This window comes from Oceanobacillus timonensis, assembly GCF_900166635.1.
In the GTDB taxonomy this organism is placed as follows: Bacteria; Bacillota; Bacilli; order Bacillales; family Amphibacillaceae; genus Oceanobacillus; species Oceanobacillus timonensis.
The window spans coordinates 298,579-321,236 of record NZ_LT800497.1 but is presented as its reverse complement, the minus strand read 5'-3'; the positions used below and the strand labels follow the sequence as shown (position 1 = coordinate 321,236).

Below are 22,658 nucleotides of genomic sequence, written 5' to 3'. Positions count from 1 at the left end.
CCGGTTGCTACTATCAAAAATATAGCCATTTATCACTCATAGATTTTAGTAAAGCGCCGATGGTTAAAATGTGTAAAAATTGTTTAAATTGCATTTTTTATTTACTATAAATTGTATATTATTAGAGAAGAGAAGTAAAGATATGCTTTATCAGCAGGATGGGAGTAGCTGTTTTAAACGTTTCAAAAAATTTTTAAACGCCCCGCCCTTTATACAAAACACTATAATCTATTAATATTTAGTGCTACAATAGGAAGTGGAGATTACTTCAAACTGTTTTACAAGCCGGTTATCGGCTCAATACAAAAAGGAGTGAAAGTGATGCAGGAAAATCAATTAGAAAAAGTAAAAAATGGACAAGGATTTATCGCAGCACTGGATCAAAGTGGCGGAAGTACACCAAAAGCTTTAGCTGCTTATGGCATCCCTGAAAATGCTTATCAAGGTGAAGATGAAATGTTTGATTTAGTCCACGAAATGCGGACAAGAATCATTACATCCCCTTCCTTTAATTCCGATCAAATTATTGGCGCTATTCTTTTCGAGCAAACCATGGATCGTGAGATTGAAGGAAAGTATACAGGAGATTATCTTGCAGAAGAAAAAGGGATTGTCCCATTCTTAAAAGTGGACAAAGGACTTGCTGAAGAAGCAGACGGCGTTCAACTGATGAAACCAATTAATGATTTAAAAGAAACGCTCGATCGCGCTAATGAACGTCATATTTTCGGCACAAAAATGCGCTCTGTCATTAAAGAAGACAACCCGGAAGGCATTAAAAAAGTCGTTGACCAGCAATTTGAAATCGGAAAACAAATTATCGCTGCTGGACTGGTACCAATTATTGAGCCGGAAGTAGATATTAACAGCCCTTCTAAAGAAGATAGTGAAGAAATTTTAAAAACAGAAATACTCAAACATTTAAATCAGCTGGAATCTAATCAACTGGTTATGCTGAAATTATCGATTCCAACACAAAATAACTTATATAGAGAATTAATCGATCACCCGAATGTTATCCGTGTTGTTGCATTATCCGGCGGTTACTCCACAGATGATGCCAATGCGAAATTAAAAGACAATAAAGGACTTATAGCCAGTTTCTCCAGAGCATTAAGTCAGGATTTAAACGCAAATCAATCGCAGGAAGAATTTGATGCAGAGCTGAAAAAAGCTGTCGATTCGATCTACGAAGCTTCTATTTCTTAATCTGAAACGAAAAAAGGTTATGCGCAGACAATGTGAAATGTCTGTGCATAACCTTTTTTTGATTACACTGTCCAAATAAACAGATGAACGATGGTAAGAATAATACCTCCGACAAGATAAGACAGGAGAATCAATGGAATCACCCAGCGGAACCACGTTGTCCATGGAATTTTAGCGATTGCCAACGAAGCCATGAGCACACCGGCCGTAGGTGTAATCGAGTTGGATATGCCATCTCCCAATTGGAAAGCCATGACTGCAGTTTGTCTGTTGACTCCGGTAAGATCGGATAAAGGGGTCATAATCGGCATCGTTAATGCAGCCTGTCCACTTCCGGATGGAACCAAAAAGTTCAGTATACTCTGGAACACATACATTCCAATGGCCGAAAAAGCCGTAGGAAGTTGGCTTACCAGATTTGATGCAGCAAACAGGATGGTATCAATCGTATTACTTTCCTCTAAAACTACCAGAATCCCGTATGCAAATCCAACAACTAACGCTCCGACAATCAAATCTTTACAGCCCTCAATAAAAGACTCTGCAATCTGATTCACTCGCAGATTTCCAACAAAACCAGCGATGACTCCCATAATTAAGAAGAGAGAAGCTATCTCGAGAATAAACCAGTCAAAATAAATAACGCCAATTGCTAAAATAATAACTGTAGCTACTAATAAGCCAATAATAATGCTTTGTCTCCCTGTCAGTTTATGATATTGACTGCTTAAATTATCCAGTTTTCTATCACTATCAATCTTATACATCAGGCTCTTTTCCGGATTCTTCTTCACTTTTCTCGCATAAAGCATTACAAAAGTGATATTGATTGTGACAAAGATAACCCACATCACAAGACGGATAGCCATTCCGGAGAATGTAGGAAGCTCAGCAATCCCTTGCGCCACCCCTACTGTAAATGGATTCATAAAGGATGCAGTAAAGCCTGCACCAGAACCGATAATTACCATTGCAGCACCGGTTAAAGAGTCAAAGCCTAATTTAATAGCCAAAGGAACCAGGATCATAATAAACGGAATTGTCTCTTCTGACATGCCGAACGTCCCGCCGCCCAATGCAAACAAGGACATAATAACAGGTATCAAATAAATTTCTTTATCTGCCATCTTCATTGATAAATTGGCAAGTCCTGTTTCGATTGCTTTCGTCGCATTTAAAATACCAAAAGCTCCACCGACAATAAAAATAAAGAAAATAATATCTGCACTTTGCGTCATCCCTTTATGGACGGTTTGAAAGACTTCAAAAAATCCAGTCGGGCTTCCTTCTGCTTCATGATATGTATCATTAATAACAACGGTTCTTTCTGTACCATTGACGTTGGTTGTTTCCCGCTCATATTCTCCCGCCGGAATAAAATAGGTTAATACTGCTGTAATAATAATCAGCCCGAACATAAGCGCAAAAACATGTGGAAACTCCCATTTTTTCTTCGGTTTTTGTGCATTTTCACCCGCCGTACTTACATTTTCACTCATGGCAAGCGCTCCTTTTTCTAAGTTGATGAATAAAAAACAGGCAGTTTACTATCTTTTATAAAGAAATAAACTACCTGTTAAGATGATTTATCGATATGGTTCACCCTTATCGATTTTCAAATTCCTCTTGAATGACGTGTAGTAAATCTTTGTTGACTATAATATCGTATCCTGTATGTGCTAAAGCCAGAACCGCATCATGAATCGCTGCTTCCCCGTCTGGCGTTATCGTTTTTTCTGCAAATTCGGTTGTATGGAAAACAAGTCCCGGCTCATTTAAACCGGCAAATGGATGAATCGCTGGAACAACCTGGCTCACATTTCCCATATCTGCTGACCCTGTTGCCGGAACAGCCGGATAAACTGGATTGGAGCTGTAAGCTTTCATATGTTTTGTAAATGTATTTGACAGGGACTGGTTTGTAACCATATTATCGTAACTTATCTCATAATTAGAAACTTCCACAGAAGCCCCGGTCATCAAGCAAGCTCCCTCTGCAATTTTCCGCACTTTTTCTCCAAGCTCGTCCACCAATTTCCGTTCATTGGCGCGAATATAAAATTGCGCGGTCGCTTCTGCCGGCACAATACCTGCTGCCTCTCCGCCTTTTGTAATAATACCGTGTATCCGTACATCATCCGGTACATGCTCACGAAGGGCATTTATTCCATTAAATAATTGAATGACCGCATCCAGCGCATTAATCCCTTGCTCTGGAGATGCCGCTGCGTGTGCTGCTTTTCCGGTGAAATCAAACTGCAGTGCATCCATTGCCAACATTGGACCGCTCTCTGAAGATACATCTGCTCCATGTACCATCATCGCCACATCAATATCATCAAATGTGCCCTGTTCACTCATTGGTACTTTGGCACCGTTCGTTTCCTCTGCAGGTGTCCCCAAAACGACAACCTTTCCGCCAATTTCATCAACCTGCTGACGAAGAATGACTCCTGCTCCGACAGCGAATGTCGCAATTAAATTATGACCGCATCCATGTCCAATTCCGGGAAGTGCATCATATTCTGCCAAATAAGCAATTGTCGGTCCAGGTTTACTGCTTGTATATTCGGCGCGAAAAGCAGTTGGACGATCAACAACGCCTGTTTCCACTTCAAAATCATAACTTTTTAAATATTGAACCAGTAACTTCATGGATTCAAACTCCTGATCACCGAGTTCTGGATTTTCATATAATTGATTACTGATTTTAATCAGTTCATTTTGGATAGATTCGTAGTTTTTTTCTAATGACATTTACTGCTAAGCCTCCTAAATCTGAAAAATAATTATATCACAAATGTATTTTCATGCAAAATCATGCGTTTATATGCATTATAACATAAATCGAAAGAGAATAGTTAAAAAATCGGGAAATGTATACGTGAAAACATAGAATATCTTGGCCTAGTCTATGTTCAAGCGTCCTTGTTTTTTCATTTTAAAAGGTTAAAAACCAAAGATTATTTTAAAATAAACCGTATAAATGCTGTATTCTTTAATGTTACTAATGTATAATACATTTTATTCTGAATCGATGATAAAGGAGCTTTACATGTATGCCTATTTTTCCTTTTCTTACTTTTGTTTTTATCAGCAGTTTTACTCCTGGCCCAAATAATTTTATGGCTATTTCTTTCGCTAACCGTTATGGCTTTAGAAATACATTATCGTTTTGTGCAGGCGTAGGAGCGGGTTTCTTTCTCATCGCTTTACTTTGCAGCTTTTTTAACCGGGCCCTTATCGAAATTCTGCCCATTATTGAAACCCCATTAAAATTCGCAGGTGTTTTTTATATGCTTTATCTGGCTTATAAAACATTTACCAGTTCAGGAAGCGGGGAAGCATCTTCTGAAAAAGCGCAGAAAAACTTATTTGTAATCGGTACATTGATGCAATTCATTAATCCAAAGGCGATTCTCTACGGGATAACAGTTGTGGCTACATTTCTGTTACCCTATTATCATTCGTATATAAGCTATATCCTGTTCTGTCTTTTCCTCGGCCTGGTTGGTATATGCAGTTCGATTACCTGGAGCCTGTTCGGTTCGGTGCTTCAAAACTTTTTGTCCCGCTATCAGAAGACCTTTAATATTGTGATGGGGCTATTACTTGTATATAGTGCTTTTGCTATTTTGATGGGATAAACGCCTCTAAACCATTATCATTCTTGCATCCTCTTCTCTCTTTAGTACAATAACAATAAGACCATACATAAGAACGAGGAGAATGATAATGAAAAGAGGTATCCGCTTTATTTTGGGCTTCTTGCTTGGAGCGCTCATTTATTTTTTATTTTTTAACTAGCTTTCCATCTATATCGTTTTTACTGCAATGGAAAAGCCAAGTCTCTCATAAAAGACTTGGCTTTTTTATTGCTTATTTACTTAATAGCTCCTAATACATTGAACAAATTCTTCTTAAACCGATCACGATCCACTGCTTCACAAACGCGGACATTCGGCTTCTGCTCCATACGGTTATTAATATCCACCAGGCTATAACCTCTGGTAAGCTCTCCTTTCGTTTCAACATCTACATAATAATCATGCGACCCTGTCATGATACGTTCATCTGCCGCAATCGCTACTAACAGCGTATCTGGATGCGTTGTCCCGTTCAGGCGATGCACCGATTTATTAAATTGCATCACTACTTTATTAATATCTATAAAAAATTGAGAACCTGCCGTTTCCAGGCCGGCTATTTCCGCATGATCATCGTCATCCATAATGGAATAATCGATGCACATATCCCAGCCAACCATGGTAATTGGAATACCGGAATGCAGGACAAGTCTTGCCGCTTCCGGATCCACATAGAAATTATACTCCGCTGCCGGCGTAATATTTCCTAATGTATTATTCGTACCGCCCATGATATAAATATGCGGGATATCCTTGATAATGGAAGGGTCCTTCTTAATCGCCATCGCAATATTTGTTAACGGCGCAATCGCCAATAAATTGACTTCTCCCGGATATTCTTTCACTTTCTCAATGATAAAATCAACCGCATGTCCTTCCTCCGGACGCTGTACTGCCTTGGGAAAATGCGCACCGCCCATGCCATCATCGCCATGAACGTCTTCTACAGTCCGGTGCTTTTCCTGACCTGTTGCAAGCAGCGGCCGTTCCAGACCTTTATAAACAGGAACCTTTTCTTCCGGATGAGCGACTTGAATCGTATATAGCGCATTTTCCACCTCTTGATGAAAATCCACATTTCCGCCGGTAATCGTTACCCCTTCGACTTTAAAATGATGCATCGCTTTTAAAAGAGCAATCGTATCGTCCCCGGCTGTATCGGTATCAATAATAATTTTTCTCATTGTTATTTCTCCTGTCTCGCTAATGTTGTCATATAATCAAAAAACGCATCCCGGTTCACTTCATAAACAAACTGTACAGGGCGTCCAGCCTCTGAAATCTCCGTTTTTCCCTGGCTCGCGCCGTCCGGATGAACAATGCTTTTGACTTCTTTTTTCTTTACCAAATCCGGCTTGCCAATCGTTGCTGTTGTTAAAACATCCCATAGGAAGTAAGTTGAATTCGTTTGAAAATGGACAAGCGGCGGCACCATTGCATAGCACTGGCCAAGGAAATCAATGCCAATGTCTTTTCGTTCAGCAGCCCATCTATTCCTGACATCAGGTGTTAACGGAACCATATTTGTGCTCTCCAAAGCAATTAAATCAATCTCAATCGAACTGTCCCATACCTTTTTCACAGCCCCCGGATCCCAAAAGGCATTCCATTCGGCAGTTCCATCATGCTCCGGTTCTTCCACATTTCCATTTTCTAAGAATGTTCCGCCCATCCAAACAAGTTTTTCAATTTTCTCTTCGATATCTGGAGCGATTTCCAAAGCTCTTGCTAAATCGGTCAATGGACCGACAAACACAAGCGTTACTTTTTCATCACTCTCTCGAAGTACTTTTACCAAATGCTCGTGTGCTGCTTTTTCTGCAAGTTTTGCTTCTATCTTTCCAGACTCATTTAACAGAGGCAAGGCATCTACAAAAAACGCATGCATGCGCCAGTCCTTTGGAAAGGGATTTTTGCCGCGGGAACTGGATGCAGCTACTTCGACATGCTGTCCTTTTCCAAAACGGTCAATAATTTTACGGCTTGCATATACAGCAGGTTCTAAATAACAATCTGCCGGGGTAACGCCGACGCCGGTCAAATTCACATCTTCCATTTGTAATAGCAAAAACAGCGAGATTAGATCATCTACACCGCCATCATGATTCAAGTAAACTTTCTTTTGCATAGACAAGTACCTCTTTTCTTTTATCATACTCAAGCACCAATAGATTATCATATAGACTATGGAAAATGAATGTATTCTACAATAAAAACACCTACCAACTTTATAACTTTTTAAAGCTGGAACTACTTCGTTCAATCAATGTTGGCTCCAGCTTAATATTCACTTTTTCTTTAGATACTTCATTCTCTATACGATCAATAAGAACCTCAAGTGTTGTTTTAACCATTTCTTCCATTGGCTGATGAATACTGGAAATCCCCATTGTTTTGGACAGGTATGTATCATCGAAACCAATTAAGCTAATATCTTCGGGTATACGAATCTCTCTTCTTTGAGCCATTTCTAAAAATTCCAAAGCTACCACATCATTCCCAGCAAATATACATGTGAAATCAAGCTGTCCTTCCTTCTCTTTTACGTATGCTTCAATATCCTGTTGAATAAGATAATTGTTTGTGGACGATTCTTCCACGCGAATAAAGTTGTTCAAATCAAAATCGAATCCATTTTCGTACAATAAACTTTTATACCCTAAATATTTATCATCTAGCGCTGTTCCAATAAACCCAAATTTTGTATGACCTGTACGTATAAATTTCTCGGCAGCAATTCTTCCTGCTTGCATATGATTCAGGCTGACACTATCCAGCGTGCGATAGTTTTGGGTAATAATTACGGACGGAATAGCAAGTTTACTTATTCGTTTAAGATTATACTCCCCCGTAGGGATAAAGATAATCCCATCCGCTTGACGGGCAATAAAATTTTGGATACTTTCCCATTCTGTAATTGGGTTATGTTTAGAATTATGCAGAAGAATACTATACCCCAATTTTCTAGCTTCAGATTCTAGCACATCAATTAATTCCACAAAGTAAGGATTATAGGTTTCGGTCACACTTACACCGATAATTTTGGATTGACTTCTTTTTAAAGTTTGTGCCGCACTATTTGGAACATATCCAACATCTTCAATCACATCAAGCACTCGTTTTACCGCATCAGCATTCACTTTTTCGTTTCCGTTAATCACCCGTGAAACGGTAGATTGCGAAACATTTGCCAACTTAGCAATTTCTTTCATTGTCAGTTTAGCCATAGCAGACTCCCTCTCCCCTTCGTGAATTCGTATTCTCATAAACGCATTCTTTTCTTTCGAGTTACAACTTTCCCCATATGTACTTGCTTCCTGACAAAACACCTGAAGAAGTGTGCATACCTTGATTCAAAGCAAATATAAAGTAAAACAGAAATCGTTTTCTAAAATGATTGACTTCCTATTTTTGAAAGAATATAATAAACATCATCAAGAATACGTATTCTTAAATTATTCATGAGAAGGTTAACATAACAGCTGTTACATTCAAGCAACATCCCATTTATCTTATATTTTACTACATTTAGAGAATAGGTGATAACAATGCATATGTTTAAAAATAAAAACTACTGGTTTTCATCCGGTTATCTGTTTCTTTTCTTTATTACATGGTCAATTTGGTGGTCTTTTTATTCTATTTGGCTGAGTGGGACACTTGGCTTAACAGGTTCTCAGACAGGAACTGTTTTTTCAATCAATTCATTTCTTTCTTTGATATTTATGCTTCTATACGGGGTTATTCAGGATAAAATAGGCACAAAAAAACATCTGATTTGGTTTCAGAGTATTTTCCTTATGGGAACAGGGCCATTTATCATTTATATCTATGAACCGCTTCTTCAAACGAACTTTACGATTAGCGCCATTTTGGGCGGGGTTTATTTTGGAGCCGGTTTCATCGCAGGTGTTGCTTTTCTAGAGTCATATGCAGAGAAACTAAGCCGGAAATTCAACTTTGAGTATGGCACATCAAGAATGTGGGGTTCTATAGGCTACGCATGTGCCACATTAACCGCAGGATTACTGCTAAGTATTAACCCCCATCTTAATTTTTGGATTGCCTCTGTTGCAGGGGTAGGTTTCTTTCTGTTAAATTGCTTCTTTAAAACGGAAGTAACTAAAAAAGAGGAAGAGCCCGAAGAAGAAGCACCTAGTTTACGAATAAAAGATATCATATCTATTGTGAAGGTGAAAAAGTTCTGGTATTTTGTTTTATTCCTTTTTGGAACTGCTTGCATTTATACGATTTATGATGTACAGCTTTTTCCAATTTATTTCACAGAACATTTTACCGATACAGATATAGGATATCAAATATTCGGATACCTTAATTCATTCCAAGTTTTTCTTGAGTCAGCCATGTTGTTCGCTGCGCCTTTTATTGTCAATCGAATCGGAGCAAAGCAGTCATTGATTTTAGCAGGTGTTATTATGGGAACGCGTATTATAGGATCAGCACTTGTCGATAGTACCATTGCTATTTCATTCATCAAACTTTTGCATGGGATTGAACTGCCTATCTTGCTGATTGCTATTTTTAAATATATTTCACTTAATTTTGATCAAAGACTATCTGCTACCATTTATTTGATTGGTTTTAAAATATCAGGTGAAATCGGTGTCATAGCCTTTTCATCTATTATTGGTAAACTATATGATAATACAGGTTTTATAACAACATTTTTTGTCCTTGGCACTATCGTCTATATTTTCACAATTGCTTCTATCTTTTTCTTAACCAATCAAAACTCAAAACGAAATGAGGTCTTACCATATGACACAACACAAAACGCACTTTGAACAGCTCGCCCGCGCTAATCAGGCCGTGACAGATACCAAACATGAACAGAAGGAAGCTTCCTATCGGCTCCATTATCATTTTATGGCTCCGACAGGCTGGTTAAATGATCCGAATGGTCTTATCCAGCATAACGGGGTATACCATTTATTCTATCAATTCAATCCATATAGTTATCACTGGGGAGCCATGCATTGGGGACATGCAACGAGCAGAGACCTTGTGAACTGGAAACATGAACCGGTTGCTCTAGCACCTTCTGAACCTTATGAATATGACGAAACAAAGAGCGAGATGGGCTGCTTTTCCGGATCGGCTGTCATGAACGGAGATGTCATGATGTTATTTTATACCGGGCATTTAGAAGGACACGACCCGAAAGAAGTACAAGCTATTGCCACGTCAACAGACGGAATACACTTTACCAAACATGCCGCAAATCCAGTTATCAACGGAAGCCCGGAAGGATTAAGCGATGAGTTCCGCGACCCAAAAGTATGGAAGCATGGTGAACTTTGGTATATGGTTGTAGGAACAGCTGTAGGTCATGACGGTGCCGTGGCATTATACAAGTCCAGTAATCTAATAGACTGGGAGTATGTAGGTATTGCTGCCAAAAGTGACGGAACACAAGGCGATATGTGGGAATGTCCTGATTTATTTCCACTAGGAGACAAGTATGTATTGATGACCTCCCCCATGAACACGGATCGTGGTAAAAGTACAGTGATGGTGGGGAGCATGGATTATGACAAGGGTGTCTTTATTCCGGAATCACAGCATGAAATCGACTATGGGATTGACTTTTATGCTGCTCAGACTTTTGAAGATGAGAAAGGAAGACGTATCCTTTTCGCCTGGATGGACTTTCCCTTCACAGAATTCCCGTCCAAGACGGACAAGTGGTCCGGCGCTATGACGATTCCTCGTGAACTCACGCTGGGTAAGGATGGTTATGTGCGTTCTCAGCCGGTTCCAGAGCTGACTGCACTTCGGGATAACCATATGCACGATGATAAACTTGTGCTATCCGAAGATGAAACACATCCGCTTCATGCTGATTATCCTTTTCAGCATAGCTATGAATTAAAATGCAAATGGGTATTACCTGAAAATAAAGCAGACGGAAAAGTTGGTTTACACTTACGCCAATCAAAAGATGGTTCGGAACAGACAACCGTTTTCTATGACCTGGCAACGAACGAAGTAATCGTCGACACAACACATGCAGGGAAACTTTCTCACAAAGCGGTTAATAAAGCTGGCTTATTGCATAAAAACGACGAGGTGACATTTCATATATTTGTCGATACATGCTCTGTCGAAGTGTTCGTAAATGATGGGGAAGCAACACTCTCTACGCGAATTTATCCAGACCTTGCAAGCAACGATATCACATTATATACAGAAGGAACCGGAGCAACCGCAGAATACATTGATATTTGGGAGCTCAAGAACGCGGAAATGTCATAACGTGATAAATCCGATTTTGCGTTTATCATGGAGAACCTTCCGTAAAACGCCCACTGCGTGCAGTTTCGTTTTATAAAAAAATGGAGCTTCCATAAGACACGAGGCCGTTGCGCACCTGCTTATGGAAGCTCCATCTTATTATTGAGAAAGCAAAGGTCTTTTCTCGAAGTACTTTTTTAATCCTTTTGCTTTGTCGTAGCATACCTGGCTTTTCGGACATTTTTTACCCAAGCCCGATCCTCGTCCATCATTTTCTTAGCTGCAAAGACCGTCAGAATCTGAATCATAATAATCGGTATGCCCATCAGTCCTGAGAGTACTTCCAGCGGTGACAAGCCGCCTACGCTCATCAGTGTTAGAGCAAGCACCGTAATCAATCCTGCAACTAAGATGCGTAAGGATTTATACGGGTTCGATTTGGACATATCCTGATTAGACATATAGGTTGCTACGGTATAGGTTGTAGAATCTAATGTGGTAATCAGGAAAATCGTCGCTATAATTGTAAACAGGATAAGGATAACAGCAGACATTGGTAAAGAGCTCAAGACAGCAGGAATCGATGCTTCAATGCCTTGGTCTTGAACAATATCCAGAACCGGAATGGTATCCGTCACTTGCCTGTGCACACTTAATCCGCCAAGAACACCTGTCGCTACCCACGATAGCAGCATCGGTGCCATCAAATACGTTAATATCATTTCTTTAATGGTCCTGCCTTTGGATACAATAGCTGCAAAAACACCATGGAGCATAGCCCAAGTTGCGTTATAAGCAAACCAGAAAACCGTATGACTTTCAATATGTGTACCGCCCTCTAAGTCCAGCGAATTGGTATACAATGAAAAATTGATATAATTAGAGAATAAATGACGTAAGGAATCTGAAAAGAAATTCATAATAAAGATTCCAGGCCCAATAACAAGTACAAGGATAGCAAAAGCTCCTGCAAGATACATATTCCATGTACTTAACCGTTTGATTCCTTTATCAATGCCCACATAAGCACTGATAGAAAAGCCTAAAACCCATACTAATGTCACAATGAGCGTAAAAGGAAAGGTAACTTCGATATTCAATAATTCTGCCAGATTATACGTAACAATCGGAGTACCAAGACCTAATGTCACTGCCGCTCCTGCTAAAATACTGACTAAGAAAAGAATATCAAGGATAATCCCGCCGATTCCGTCTGTAAATTTATCACCGAATATAGAACGGCACGCTTCGGAAATACGCATTCTTGGCTTCTTCCGGACATATAAAAGATATCCCATCGCCGGCGCAACCATAACAAAAACAGCAAATGTCTGGAAGGTCCATAAAAACATACTATAGGAATTCCCGGCAAGAATCGCTTCCATCGAGCCTGCATCCAGCCCAAATGGCGGATCATTCGCAACCTCGCTCCATTGTGTCAAACCTGTCCGCATGACTGTTGAACCAAGACCCATGGCAATTAAAATCGATGCATATTCAAATAAGTTATATCTTGGTTTTTGTGACGGATCTCCTAAAACGACTCTTCCATATTTAGAAAAAGCAAAAAACAATGCAGCTATAACAATGAGAAATGCATACCATAAATATCCCCATTTAAAGGTATCTACCAAACTATTAAAAATATTATTCAGTAATTCCATGGACTCACTCGTATACATGGCAAATAGAAAACTGATGATAGCTATAATGACAATAGAAGGAATCACAATTTTCTTCTCAACAAAGCTTTTTTTCTTCTGCTGATTTGGCGCGTCCATTTTTTATTTCTCCTCTCTTCTTCCTATTGGGATTAGCAACATCAATCAGAAGATGCCGTCTGCTTTTCATGTCTAACTAATACCACTGAAGAGAAATCTCAAAACATCGAAAGAAATATTAAATTTCCATTTTCTATCTTTTATTTTAACGCGCTCCTTGTTTTACTCCTTCATCTCACTCGCCACCAATAAACTGTATACTGTATCTAAACAAGGTGTATCTAGGCCATATACTCTACTTTTTTGATATAAATAACCTTGAATATAATCGACTTCCATTTTCTGACCATCTACCCTATCGTAATACATACTTGTCCCCATATAAGGAGGATATCCAGCGTAAATATTCATAATCTCACCTATGATTGTTTCTTGAAAATGGACGCCCTCAGCTGCAGCAATACCGATTCCTTCCTGGATTAATCTTTTGCATAGCGTTCGTATGTTTTCCTCCTGTAAAATAAGTGCCGTATTTCTGCTGAGTGCGGTGACAGAATTAATCGCAACGTTAACGAGCAGTTTATACCAAACCTCATAACGATAATCAGAGCTTAATCGGATTTCCAGATTACTTGCTGCGATGTCTTCTTTTAGTTTTTTCGTTTTTGTATTCTCAGGCAACATCAAGACGCGGTCACGAAAATGTGTAACCACATTCTCTTTCTTCTGTCCGCTAATATAAACAACTGCTTGATACGCATTGGGAATGTGAAATGTATCAAGCTGCCCATAACCATTCTGACAAAGAATACAAATTGTATTTTCATGGGTCAGCTTATCTAAATAAGGCATGATTCCCTTCAATTGTGTTCCTTTCACTGTGATAAATAAATAATCAAAAGCTGTCTCCACTTCCGAAATAGCTTCTACCGAAAAAACAGCCGTTTTTGTCTCGTCCATTCTTTTAACATGCACTTCTCCCGGTTTCCGACCTAGAAAAGTCACTTGGTAACCGCTATTGTGCAATGATTCACCGATAACAGAACCAACAGCACCAGGTCCAATAACTCCAAATGTATTCATTTTTATGCTCCACCTTTTTTCTTAGGCTAATAACTTGCCATTGTGAATCTATACAGATAATTTTATAATAAGAACAATAATAAAAATAGTAGGTGATTCAAAAGTGAAACTCCTTAAAGATTTTATAGACATGAAAAGGAACGGAGAAAGAATGACAATGCTTACAGCGTACGACTATCCAAGTGCAAAGCAGGCAGAACAGGCAGGGATCGAGAGTATTCTTGTCGGAGACTCTCTTGGCATGACTGTTCTTGGCTATGAAAGCACGGTACAGGTAACGATGCAGGATATGAAACACCATGCGAAAGCGGTACGCCGAGGAGCAAAAGATACTTTTATGGTCGTGGACATGCCATTTGGTTCCGTTGGTATGGATGATAAAACAGATATCCAAAACGCAGTGGAATTATATCAAGAAACCAACGCCAATGCTTTGAAAATCGAAGGCGCACATGCCGCCTCATTGATTAAAAGATGTACTCAAAGCGGTATTCCGATTGTTGCTCATCTCGGGCTGACACCACAAAGTTTCGGTATTACCGGCTATAAGCTTCAGGCAGCATCAAAAGAAGCCGCTGAAGCTTTAATAGAAGACGCCAAGCTGGTAGAACAAAGCGGCGCTGTGATGCTGGTATTAGAAGCTATCCCGAGTGACCTGGCAGCAACAATTACCAAACAATTATCCATCCCGGTTATTGGCATTGGCGCCGGTGCAGATACAGATGGCCAGGTGCTTGTCTATCATGATGTATTAAATTATGGCGTTGACCGCAAACCAAAATTTGTGAAGCGCTATGGAGACTTTACAACAGGGGTAGATGCATTAACAGCCTATCGCGAAGAAGTAAAGGCAGGCATATTTCCATCACCTGAATTTACGTATAAGAAACAAATTATGGATGAGGTAGACACATGACGCAACGAATCACAACCATACAAGAAATGAAAGCTATTATACGAACGTTAAAAAAAGAACAAAAGCAAATTGGTCTGGTACCTACAATGGGTGCTTTACATGACGGTCATTTAACAATGGTGACAGCCGCTTTGGAAGACAATGATATTACCGTCGTCAGTGTGTTTGTGAATCCGCTGCAATTCGGTCCAAATGAAGATTTCGATGCGTATCCAAGGGATATTGACAGGGATCAGGCAAAATTAGAACCGCTTGGCGTTGATTATATTTTCTATCCAAGCGTAGAAGAAATGTACCCGGATCCATTAGCGATTTCCTTGAAGGTAAACCGCATGGCTGCAGTGCTGGAAGGCGCAAAACGTCCCGGCCATTTTGACGGCGTTGTTACAGTTGTTAATAAACTATTCAATATCATTCGTCCAGATTTCGCTTATTTTGGAAAGAAAGACGCGCAACAGCTGGCGATTATTGAAAAAATGGTCGCTGATTTTAATCATCCCATCGACGTTATCGGTGTGGATACCATCCGGGAAGCAGATGGTCTTGCCAAAAGTTCCCGCAATGTCTATTTAACCGAACAGGAACGCCAGGAAGCAGTTCATTTATATCAGAGCCTGATGAAAGCCAAAAAGAAATATGACGCCGGGGAAAGAAACAGCGCCGTTTTAATGAACACAATCAACCAGCACCTTACGGAAAACATCTCTGGAAACGTGGAGGATATTGCGGTCTACAGTTATCCGGAATTAGTAGAACAGCCGCTGATTACCGGTCAAATTTTTATATCCCTGGCTGTAAAATTTTCCAAAGCCAGATTGATTGATAATATTATCATTAAAGGAGATAGCTAGGATTCGAACAATGATGAACGGGAAGATTCATCGTGCACGTGTCACTGAAGCCAACTTGAATGATGTCGGCAGTATTACGATTGATGCCGATATTTTAGATACTGTCGATATCCTGCCAAATGAAAAAGTCGCTATTGTGAATAATAACAATGGAGCACGCATTTTATAAACACTATTTGAAAAGGCTTTGCCCTAGGTAAGGCTTTTTTTCATTCTCTGTTATACTACTTGCAATCTACACAAATTAGTCATTTTATGCATCTTCACAGACAGCTATTATATTGTAAAATAGAAGTGGTTTCTTATGGAAAGGCATATAAGCTGCTGCTTCAGGCAGTATTTTATTCCAAGCTAAAGCGGGTGTTACGATGAAAAAGGCATTTTTAGTCAGCTGCGGTTCTTTATCGCTGGGTCTGGGTATCATTGGTATTATTTTACCGCTGTTACCGACGACGCCCTTTTTATTATTGTCAGCGGCATGCTACGCCAAAAGTTCGGAAAGACTGTACCATTGGCTGCTTGAAAATAAATATTTTGGCTCTTATATTAAGAATTACCGGGCAGGAAAGGGCATTCCATTAAAAGCAAAAATCACCGCTGTAACGGTTTTATGGTTATCTTTATCGTTTACCATCTTTTTTGTGATTCCTCTGGTTGCCGTAAAAATTCTGCTTGCATTGATAGGTGCGTACATTACAGGCTTTATTCTAAAACAAAAAACACTTCAAAAGCATGCTTTCTAAACGGCTTAACTGTTGCCGTCAATGAACGCATGCTGTTTGTATGCGGAGGTGACTCGCACGAATGACATTTTATGACGTTCTCGTATTTATACATATATTTTCAGCCATTTTAGGGATGGGACCCGGTTTTGTCATGACCCCCATTGCTAAAAAAGCTTCTAACATGACCGAACTGCGGCACGCGTATGCCATTCGCAATAAACTGCATCAATTCGTTATGATTGGAGGCACCTTGTTACTTATTACAGGATTCGGCATGGGATTGTTGAATTCATACCTTTTCCAGCAAGGATGGTTTTGGACCAGTCTGGTTCTTTTTTTACTTGCGCTGGCTTCCGGTCCTACGGTATTAGTTTCCAGCTCTAAGCCGATCAAAACATTGTTGAATAATCACAAGGGAGAAGACATTCCTGCAGAATATACCGCGCTGTCTAAGCGATTATTTTTCTATGAACATCTGATCAATACACTGTTTTTAATTATTATTGCTTTGATGATTACCAAGCCGTTTTAAGCGCTATTCCAAAGAGGATGGAACGGTAACAGGAAATGGTTATCAACACTCCATATATTAAGATAAGCATAGAATCTCTCACATCCTGCAGATTTATATTTTCATTCCAAAACCGCTGTTACGGTATGGAAAATGTATCAGAAACCCGTTCCACCATTGGCTCATACTCCTCTTGTAAGTCTGCTGGATATTCAATGACAAGGTTCGCTATATAGTCATCGCCCAAAATCGATTTTTTATAAATATGATTTGTTCCATCATGATAAGAAACGACGTACCAATTATCTTCCTGTCTTTGATAACTGATGGATCCCCCTTCCTCTTCTGCCTCTGCCAGATCTCCCTCATAATAAGGCTCAATCGATTCTACCTCATTCACAAAGGCACTGCCTTCTTCCGTCATACTAGCATGGCTTCCAGATGCAATAATTGTGGCCGTATCATCATTTACTTCGATCCCGTCATTGTTTTCCGGCATATAATCTGCTTCAAACGTAGAGGGATATTCAACAGAAAATCCGAACCTTCCATTTTCATAGGATTCATAAGCGTCCTCATCCCCTGCTTCTGTATCTTCTTTCACTTCTGTATCTCCATCTGTTTCCGAATCATTATTACTATCGGAAGGATTATTAGAAGTGTCTTCATCAGCTTCTTCTGAATTACTATCGTTTTCATTTATATTATCTTGATTATCGTTGGTTTCGTCACCATTTGCATTTTGTGCATCCTCATTGTTTTCTTCCATATTTTCCTGGTCATTGTTCGTTTGATTATCAGCTGTATCTTCGTCATCATTACAAGCTATGAGTGTGACACTACATATCAGAATAAGGATGATCGATATCATATATTTCTTCATCAGTATTCTCTCCTAACGTTCATTCCATTTTCTCTAAGATCCGACCTTGTGTCCTCTTTTGCTCTTCTAACCAATCATATGTCATCCTCTGCTTTTCTATCCATCCAAATATCCAGCTGGCTCCTTTTGATATCAGGATACCTGTTATCGACAAAGTAATGGCTCTATACGTTATCGCTCCTGCCATTAAATAATCTAAAACAAAAAAGAAAATAACCATAAAAACCGCTCCGACTGTAGCTAACTTGATAAGGTTCACATATTTCATTTTCACCATCTCCTTACAGAAAAGGAGCTATAGCTACAAATATGGCTCCTATTAATGTAATAAATCCGGATATCCCTGTTATCATTGCCTTTCTTTTCCTTCTATCTATCAAGGCCTCTACAAATGAGAGGAAAAAGAAAGTTGGAATATCTGCCTTAAAATATTACGGTCCGCCGCCACCTGAACTTCTTATTACTTTTTTCTCGTAACCGCATCGTTGACAGCGATAAATCAGACGAAATGGAACGTCATCATCCCAGCCGACATGTTCAAATTTATGGAATCCAATTCTGCAAAGCAGGCTCTTTTCCCTTCTGGTTGTTAAATAATAAGTCAGAAGAATAACGACACCAACAATGATGGATATATAATGAAAATAATACATATGAAATAGGGCACTCGTATCCACTACAATGAAAGCAAATCCGAGAAAAATGAGTGAATAACCGATGAGGAGAGCATTCTTTTTCATAGGGCACCTCGTACTGTCAATACCTTCTTCATCACAATTGTTGTTTAAAATATTTAGAAATCAATTCCCTGAATGTACTATTATTAAACAAAAAAAGCTGAAACACTCCAACTCCCGCCTTAAAATAATAATCATTCAAAAAATGAATGGATAAACCCCCTAAATTTACAAAGCCTATTCACAGGTATACAATTAAAGATAGGAAAGCATGTAACTTCTTGCACAAAAATTTAATTAATCACTTGAATAGGAGAGGATTTCTCATGAAGTCTACTTCTGAAAATAAATTAAGAGGAAACACTAATCGCTCGTCTTTGATTTATTTCATCATAACGGGATTTATCACTATCATCTTATCTTTCTTTTTCACGGGAAGAGCTATGGCTGAGGGAGATGGTGGTTCTGTTGGCTTGGACTTCTTTTTACTCATTGCTATCTGGGCTTTGGGAGCAATTTTATACTATTTATTTCAATTAAAAAGAGTTGGCATCGTTATTGCGATACTTCCCATCGTGTTTTATATAGTTAGATTCATACTATCTTTTTTCATGTAAATAAGTTGTTGCAACTCAACCCATATCTCATAAGGAAAAGCAGCGTAACTCCCTGCTGGGATTACGCTGCTTTTCCAATATATTCTTCTTGAAACAGGCCAATGAAGAAAGTTCCCCTTTTTTCCATCCATTCACTTACTTGTTATTTTCCGTTTTTCTCTTTCCGATAAAATATAAGCACATGCCGCATCTCCAGAGATATTCAGAGCTGTTCTCAACATATCCAGAATACGATCGATACCAATAATTAATGCAATCCCTTCAACAGGCAGGCCAACTTGGTTCAGCACCATCGCCAGCATAATTAACCCAACTCCAGGCACCCCAGCTGTACCAACGCTTGCCAGAGTGGCAACGAGCACGACCATTAAAAGTTCTGTCATTGTCAGCGGCAAATTATATACTTGGGCGATAAATACCGTTGCAACAGCCTGCATAATTGCCGTACCATCCATATTGATTGTTGCGCCTAGCGGTTGTACGAAACTGCTGATTTCTTTCTTTACACCAAGGGTTTCTTGTGCAGTTTTCATCGACATTGGAAGCGCCGCATTCGAACTAGACGTACTGAATGCCACTGTCATTGCAGGAAAGAAGCCTTTATAAAACGTGATTGGATTCCCACGTCCTAATAACCATATAGCCAGTGAATAAATAATGAAAGCATGCAGAATCAGTCCCGCAATGACCGTTAATAAATAACTTAACATCGAACCAACTGCATCCAGTCCAGCTCCGGCGATTGCTGATGCAATTAACGCAAACGCCCCATACGGAGCAAACCGCATCACCAACATCACAAGCCATCCTAAGATATCATTTGCCTGTTCAAATAAGCTATAAATGCCTTTTGTCTTATTATTTAAATAAGCTAAAGCAATCCCGATAAAGATGGCAAACGCAATAATTTGCAGCATTTCTCCGGCAGATAAGGCCGCGATTGGATTCTCCGGTATGATATTGATAAGGGTCTCCATAATGGGCGGCGCTTCACTTGGGGTGTAATCACCAAGATTAGATGTATCAAAAATCCCCGCCTTCCCCGGTTTCACCAGATAAGCTAACGTTAACCCTAACGTAATCGCAATAGCCGTCGTTGCTAAAAAGAAACTAATTGTAGATATACCGATTTTCCCTAATTTTGCCGGATCACCAAGTCCTGCTGTTCCTAGAACAATAGATACAAACACCAAAGGAACAACTAACATCATAATGAGATTAATAAATATTTGTCCAACCGGATCTAATACGTATTTATCCAACGGACCAAAAAAACTTTCAGGAGCAAATGTCAAAGCCATACCGACAATAGCACCAGCTACCAATGCAATAAGGATATTTCTGGTCAGGTTTTTAGCTTTCATTAGAAATGACACCCTCTCTATTCAAATGTAATCCATGCCATTCACCACTAAAAGAAAGCGCTATCAAAATAAGAATCCAAAAACATGTATTTGAAATCTTCTCGTCCGAAGCGGGTACTGCTGCTGTTAAATAGGTTCTATATGAATAAACTATATTGGTTGCCATGCAAAAAAAGATGTAGATCCACTCTAGATGAAATGTGTCTCTACATCTTTATGATGTTGGTATGTGATATATTCCAATTCGGATGATGAATATTTAGAAAATAATATTTTTCACGGTTTCTCCATGTTTTTCTGGAATAAAGCATTCAATAAGCTAATCTATACGTTTTTCCAACTAATACAAGTTACTTTTCCTCATCATAAAAATTAATTAAACCGAATCACATACGCATCCAGAAATATACGGGCTAACACTTGCAGCGGTAACCGTGAACGCACCTCATAATCCGGGAAAAAGCTCTGTTTCGACTTATAGCCCAGCAAATTGATATCACATAACTGAAACAGCCTGCCTTCCTTGTTCGTTGTCAGCAAAATCGTTTTCACATTATTCCGCTTGCAAAATTGTGCCGCTTCTACTAATTCTTCTGTTTCCCCGTTTAACGAGACAAAGATAACTAAATCATCCCTTGTAAATTTTTTCGCTTTGATACGGATAATATTCGGATCAGTATGTTCTTCACAGTGCTTTTCCAGCAATTGCAGCTTTACCGTCATTTCATTGGAAATATGCTCCGAAAATCCCCTGGCAAATATGGTGATTTTTTTACTATATCTCACTGCAACCAAAGCATCTTCAATAATCGAGGAATCCAGATAATTGATGGTATTCGTTACTTCCTCCTGATTCTTGAAAATAGCAGATTGAATTTGTGAATCAATATTTTTTATTTTCTCCAGTGCTTCCGGAAATTGCTGCGACTTCTCAGAAACAAATTGAAATTTAAAATCGGTAAAACCACGGTAATGAAGCTTTTTCATACAACGGACAATCGTGGATGTGGAGACATTTGCTTCTTCGCTGAGCTGGGTGATCGAGATATCACCCATTGTTGCCGCATGCGCTTCAATATAATTTAATAAATGCTTGTCACTGCTGCTTAATTCATTGTAGTAATATTGCATACGCTGCTCGAAATTCACAAGAACCACCCGCCCATTTTGAAATCTTTTTCATCTATTTTCTAATGTTACCACTGATAATGCAAACATTTTCATCCCAAGCTGTGCGATACTTTGAATAAGAAAGGATGTTTGCCATGATTTATACATGTACGTTAAATACAGCAATTGATATGTTCATTGAAATGGAAGACTTTCTTCCAGATAAGGTGAACCGAAGTATATACGATGAATTCCAGCCCAATGGCAAAGGCGTTAACATATCTATTATTTTAAACAAACTTGGAACCCCTTCCACCGCTATTGGTTATATAGCTGGGTTCAGCGGCCATTTTATTCAAGATGAACTGCAAAAAATGGATATTAATACGGATTTTACAGAAGTAGATGGTATCACCAGAATTAACGCATTTGTGAAATCCAATCAGGGCGAGTACAAAATCGTCAATAGCGGCCCGGAAATCACGGATATAAAAATAGATGAATTCGTATCAAAAATTGCCGACTTTACAAAGGATGATGTGTTATTTGTATCCGGCAGCCTGCCAAAAGGTGTCGATCCAGCCATCCTCGTTTCTATCGCAAAGCATGCTTCTGATATTGGATTTCGATTAATTTTAGATATCAGTCACCCCATCTTAAGTGAATTAGTTCACTATCAGCCTTATTTAATCAAACCGAACGAGGAAGAGCTGCAAATCCTGTTTCCAGAGGATAATCTGGAATCGGAACAAGCCATTATTGGAGCTGCTCGGAAATTAGTCGATCAAGGCTGCCACAATATCTTGGTTTCATTAGGAGGACAAGGTGCTTACTTTGTCAATAAAGAGACGGCAATCTATTGCCCCGCACCAGCAGGAGAAGTCGTGAATACCGCTTGCTCCGGGGATACAATGCTGGCTACTTTCTATAGCACTTTACAGAACAGCACTCCAGAGGAAGCACTTAAAAAAGCTGTAGCAGCCGGATCCTCTACCGCTTTTCGATCTGGATTAACGGATTTTGAGGATGTCGATCAACTGATGGAAAAGGTAAAAGTCAAAACATTAACCATATAAATGAAAGGGTGAA

Annotated in this window: 22 protein-coding genes and 1 pseudogene; 11 read left to right on the top strand and 12 right to left on the bottom strand. The window is 39.3% G+C overall.

Features of this window, described 5'->3' with window-relative positions:
* The first annotated feature begins 321 nt into the window (after window positions 1-321).
* A complete protein-coding gene (locus B7E05_RS01950; protein WP_080872068.1) occupies window positions 322-1,209 on the top strand; it encodes a fructose bisphosphate aldolase in 888 nt (295 codons plus the stop codon).
* 62 nt (window positions 1,210-1,271) lie between these two features.
* On the opposite strand, the gene B7E05_RS01945 is transcribed toward B7E05_RS01950, so the two are convergent.
* Together B7E05_RS01945 and B7E05_RS01940 are read right to left on the bottom strand one after the other, a co-directional pair.
* Window positions 1,272-2,708, bottom strand: coding sequence for a YfcC family protein (locus tag B7E05_RS01945; protein WP_080872067.1), 1,437 nt, complete (start codon window positions 2,706-2,708; stop codon window positions 1,272-1,274).
* A gap of 106 nt (window positions 2,709-2,814) precedes the next feature.
* On the bottom strand, window positions 2,815-3,966 hold the full coding sequence (locus B7E05_RS01940; RefSeq protein ID WP_080872065.1) for a M20 family metallopeptidase: 1,152 nt from the start codon (window positions 3,964-3,966) through the stop codon (window positions 2,815-2,817).
* A 302-nt stretch (window positions 3,967-4,268) separates the two neighbouring features.
* Here B7E05_RS01940 and B7E05_RS01935 point away from each other — a divergent pair, with 302 nt between their 5' ends.
* Window positions 4,269-4,856, top strand: coding sequence for a LysE family translocator (locus B7E05_RS01935; RefSeq protein ID WP_080872064.1), 588 nt, complete (start codon window positions 4,269-4,271; stop codon window positions 4,854-4,856).
* Window positions 4,857-5,092: 236 nt separating this feature from the next.
* On the opposite strand, the gene B7E05_RS01930 is transcribed toward B7E05_RS01935, so the two are convergent.
* The 3 genes from B7E05_RS01930 to B7E05_RS01920 all read right to left on the bottom strand — a co-directional run bounded on the left by B7E05_RS01930 (window position 5,093) and on the right by B7E05_RS01920 (window position 8,083).
* Complete coding sequence (locus B7E05_RS01930; protein WP_080872063.1) at window positions 5,093-6,040, bottom strand: nucleoside hydrolase; 948 nt, start codon at window positions 6,038-6,040, stop codon at window positions 5,093-5,095.
* 2 nt (window positions 6,041-6,042) lie between these two features.
* Window positions 6,043-6,984 carry a nucleoside hydrolase gene (locus B7E05_RS01925; protein ID WP_080872061.1) on the bottom strand — a complete coding sequence of 314 codons (942 nt, stop codon included), beginning with the start codon at window positions 6,982-6,984 and terminating at the stop codon, window positions 6,043-6,045.
* A 100-nt stretch (window positions 6,985-7,084) separates the two neighbouring features.
* On the bottom strand, window positions 7,085-8,083 hold the full coding sequence (locus B7E05_RS01920) for a LacI family DNA-binding transcriptional regulator (protein WP_179134430.1): 999 nt from the start codon (window positions 8,081-8,083) through the stop codon (window positions 7,085-7,087).
* A gap of 327 nt (window positions 8,084-8,410) precedes the next feature.
* On the opposite strand from B7E05_RS01920, the gene B7E05_RS01915 reads away from it, so the two are divergent.
* The gene (locus B7E05_RS01915) at window positions 8,411-9,661 is read left to right on the top strand and encodes an MFS transporter (RefSeq protein WP_080876184.1); all 1,251 of its coding nucleotides are present in this window, start codon (window positions 8,411-8,413) and stop codon (window positions 9,659-9,661) included.
* Entirely contained in the window at window positions 9,636-11,132 is a 1,497-nt protein-coding gene (locus B7E05_RS01910; RefSeq protein WP_179134429.1) for a glycoside hydrolase family 32 protein, read from the top strand. Before B7E05_RS01915 ends, B7E05_RS01910 begins: the two co-directional genes overlap by 26 nt.
* 176 nt (window positions 11,133-11,308) lie before the next feature.
* On the opposite strand, the gene B7E05_RS01905 is transcribed toward B7E05_RS01910, so the two are convergent.
* On the bottom strand, window positions 11,309-12,892 hold the full coding sequence (locus B7E05_RS01905; protein WP_080872057.1) for a BCCT family transporter: 1,584 nt from the start codon (window positions 12,890-12,892) through the stop codon (window positions 11,309-11,311).
* 162 nt (window positions 12,893-13,054) lie between these two features.
* Window positions 13,055-13,915, bottom strand: coding sequence for an oxidoreductase (locus B7E05_RS01900; protein ID WP_080872055.1), 861 nt, complete (start codon window positions 13,913-13,915; stop codon window positions 13,055-13,057).
* Window positions 13,916-14,018: 103 nt separating this feature from the next.
* Here B7E05_RS01900 and panB point away from each other — a divergent pair, with 103 nt between their 5' ends.
* From panB to B7E05_RS01875, 5 genes and pseudogenes are all read left to right on the top strand, one after another.
* A complete protein-coding gene (gene panB, locus B7E05_RS01895; protein WP_080872054.1) occupies window positions 14,019-14,831 on the top strand; it encodes a 3-methyl-2-oxobutanoate hydroxymethyltransferase in 813 nt (270 codons plus the stop codon).
* Complete coding sequence (panC, locus tag B7E05_RS01890; RefSeq protein WP_080872052.1) at window positions 14,828-15,682, top strand: pantoate--beta-alanine ligase; 855 nt, start codon at window positions 14,828-14,830, stop codon at window positions 15,680-15,682. Before panB ends, panC begins: the two co-directional genes overlap by 4 nt.
* Window positions 15,683-15,692: 10 nt before the next feature.
* Window positions 15,693-15,842 (top strand): annotated as a pseudogene (locus B7E05_RS01885) (aspartate 1-decarboxylase); the annotation flags it as partial.
* A 208-nt stretch (window positions 15,843-16,050) separates the two neighbouring features.
* A complete protein-coding gene (locus B7E05_RS01880) occupies window positions 16,051-16,425 on the top strand; it encodes a YbaN family protein (protein WP_080872051.1) in 375 nt (124 codons plus the stop codon).
* Between the two features lie 61 nt (window positions 16,426-16,486).
* Window positions 16,487-16,939 carry a DUF2269 family protein gene (locus B7E05_RS01875; protein ID WP_080872050.1) on the top strand — a complete coding sequence of 151 codons (453 nt, stop codon included), beginning with the start codon at window positions 16,487-16,489 and terminating at the stop codon, window positions 16,937-16,939.
* A 118-nt stretch (window positions 16,940-17,057) separates the two neighbouring features.
* Here B7E05_RS01875 and B7E05_RS01870 read toward each other — a convergent pair whose 3' ends face one another.
* From B7E05_RS01870 to B7E05_RS01860, 3 genes are all read right to left on the bottom strand, one after another.
* Window positions 17,058-17,801, bottom strand: a complete 744-nt coding sequence (locus B7E05_RS01870) for a hypothetical protein (RefSeq protein WP_080872049.1) — start codon at window positions 17,799-17,801, stop codon at window positions 17,058-17,060.
* 19 nt (window positions 17,802-17,820) lie between these two features.
* Window positions 17,821-18,069, bottom strand: coding sequence for a hypothetical protein (locus tag B7E05_RS01865; protein ID WP_080872048.1), 249 nt, complete (start codon window positions 18,067-18,069; stop codon window positions 17,821-17,823).
* 163 nt (window positions 18,070-18,232) lie between these two features.
* Window positions 18,233-18,541, bottom strand: a complete 309-nt coding sequence (locus B7E05_RS01860; RefSeq protein ID WP_080872047.1) for a hypothetical protein — start codon at window positions 18,539-18,541, stop codon at window positions 18,233-18,235.
* A gap of 263 nt (window positions 18,542-18,804) precedes the next feature.
* Here B7E05_RS01860 and B7E05_RS01855 point away from each other — a divergent pair, with 263 nt between their 5' ends.
* Window positions 18,805-19,095, top strand: coding sequence for a hypothetical protein (locus B7E05_RS01855; RefSeq protein ID WP_080872046.1), 291 nt, complete (start codon window positions 18,805-18,807; stop codon window positions 19,093-19,095).
* Window positions 19,096-19,226: 131 nt separating this feature from the next.
* Here the strand turns inward: B7E05_RS01855 and B7E05_RS01850 are convergent, their stop codons facing one another.
* On the bottom strand, window positions 19,227-20,459 hold the full coding sequence (locus B7E05_RS01850; RefSeq protein ID WP_080872045.1) for a dicarboxylate/amino acid:cation symporter: 1,233 nt from the start codon (window positions 20,457-20,459) through the stop codon (window positions 19,227-19,229).
* Window positions 20,460-20,831: 372 nt separating this feature from the next.
* A complete protein-coding gene (locus B7E05_RS01845) occupies window positions 20,832-21,608 on the bottom strand; it encodes a MurR/RpiR family transcriptional regulator (protein ID WP_281252418.1) in 777 nt (258 codons plus the stop codon).
* 116 nt (window positions 21,609-21,724) lie between these two features.
* Between B7E05_RS01845 and pfkB the strand changes: the two genes are divergently transcribed.
* Window positions 21,725-22,645, top strand: coding sequence for a 1-phosphofructokinase (gene pfkB, locus B7E05_RS01840; RefSeq protein WP_080872044.1), 921 nt, complete (start codon window positions 21,725-21,727; stop codon window positions 22,643-22,645).
* Window positions 22,646-22,658: the final 13 nt, after the last annotated feature.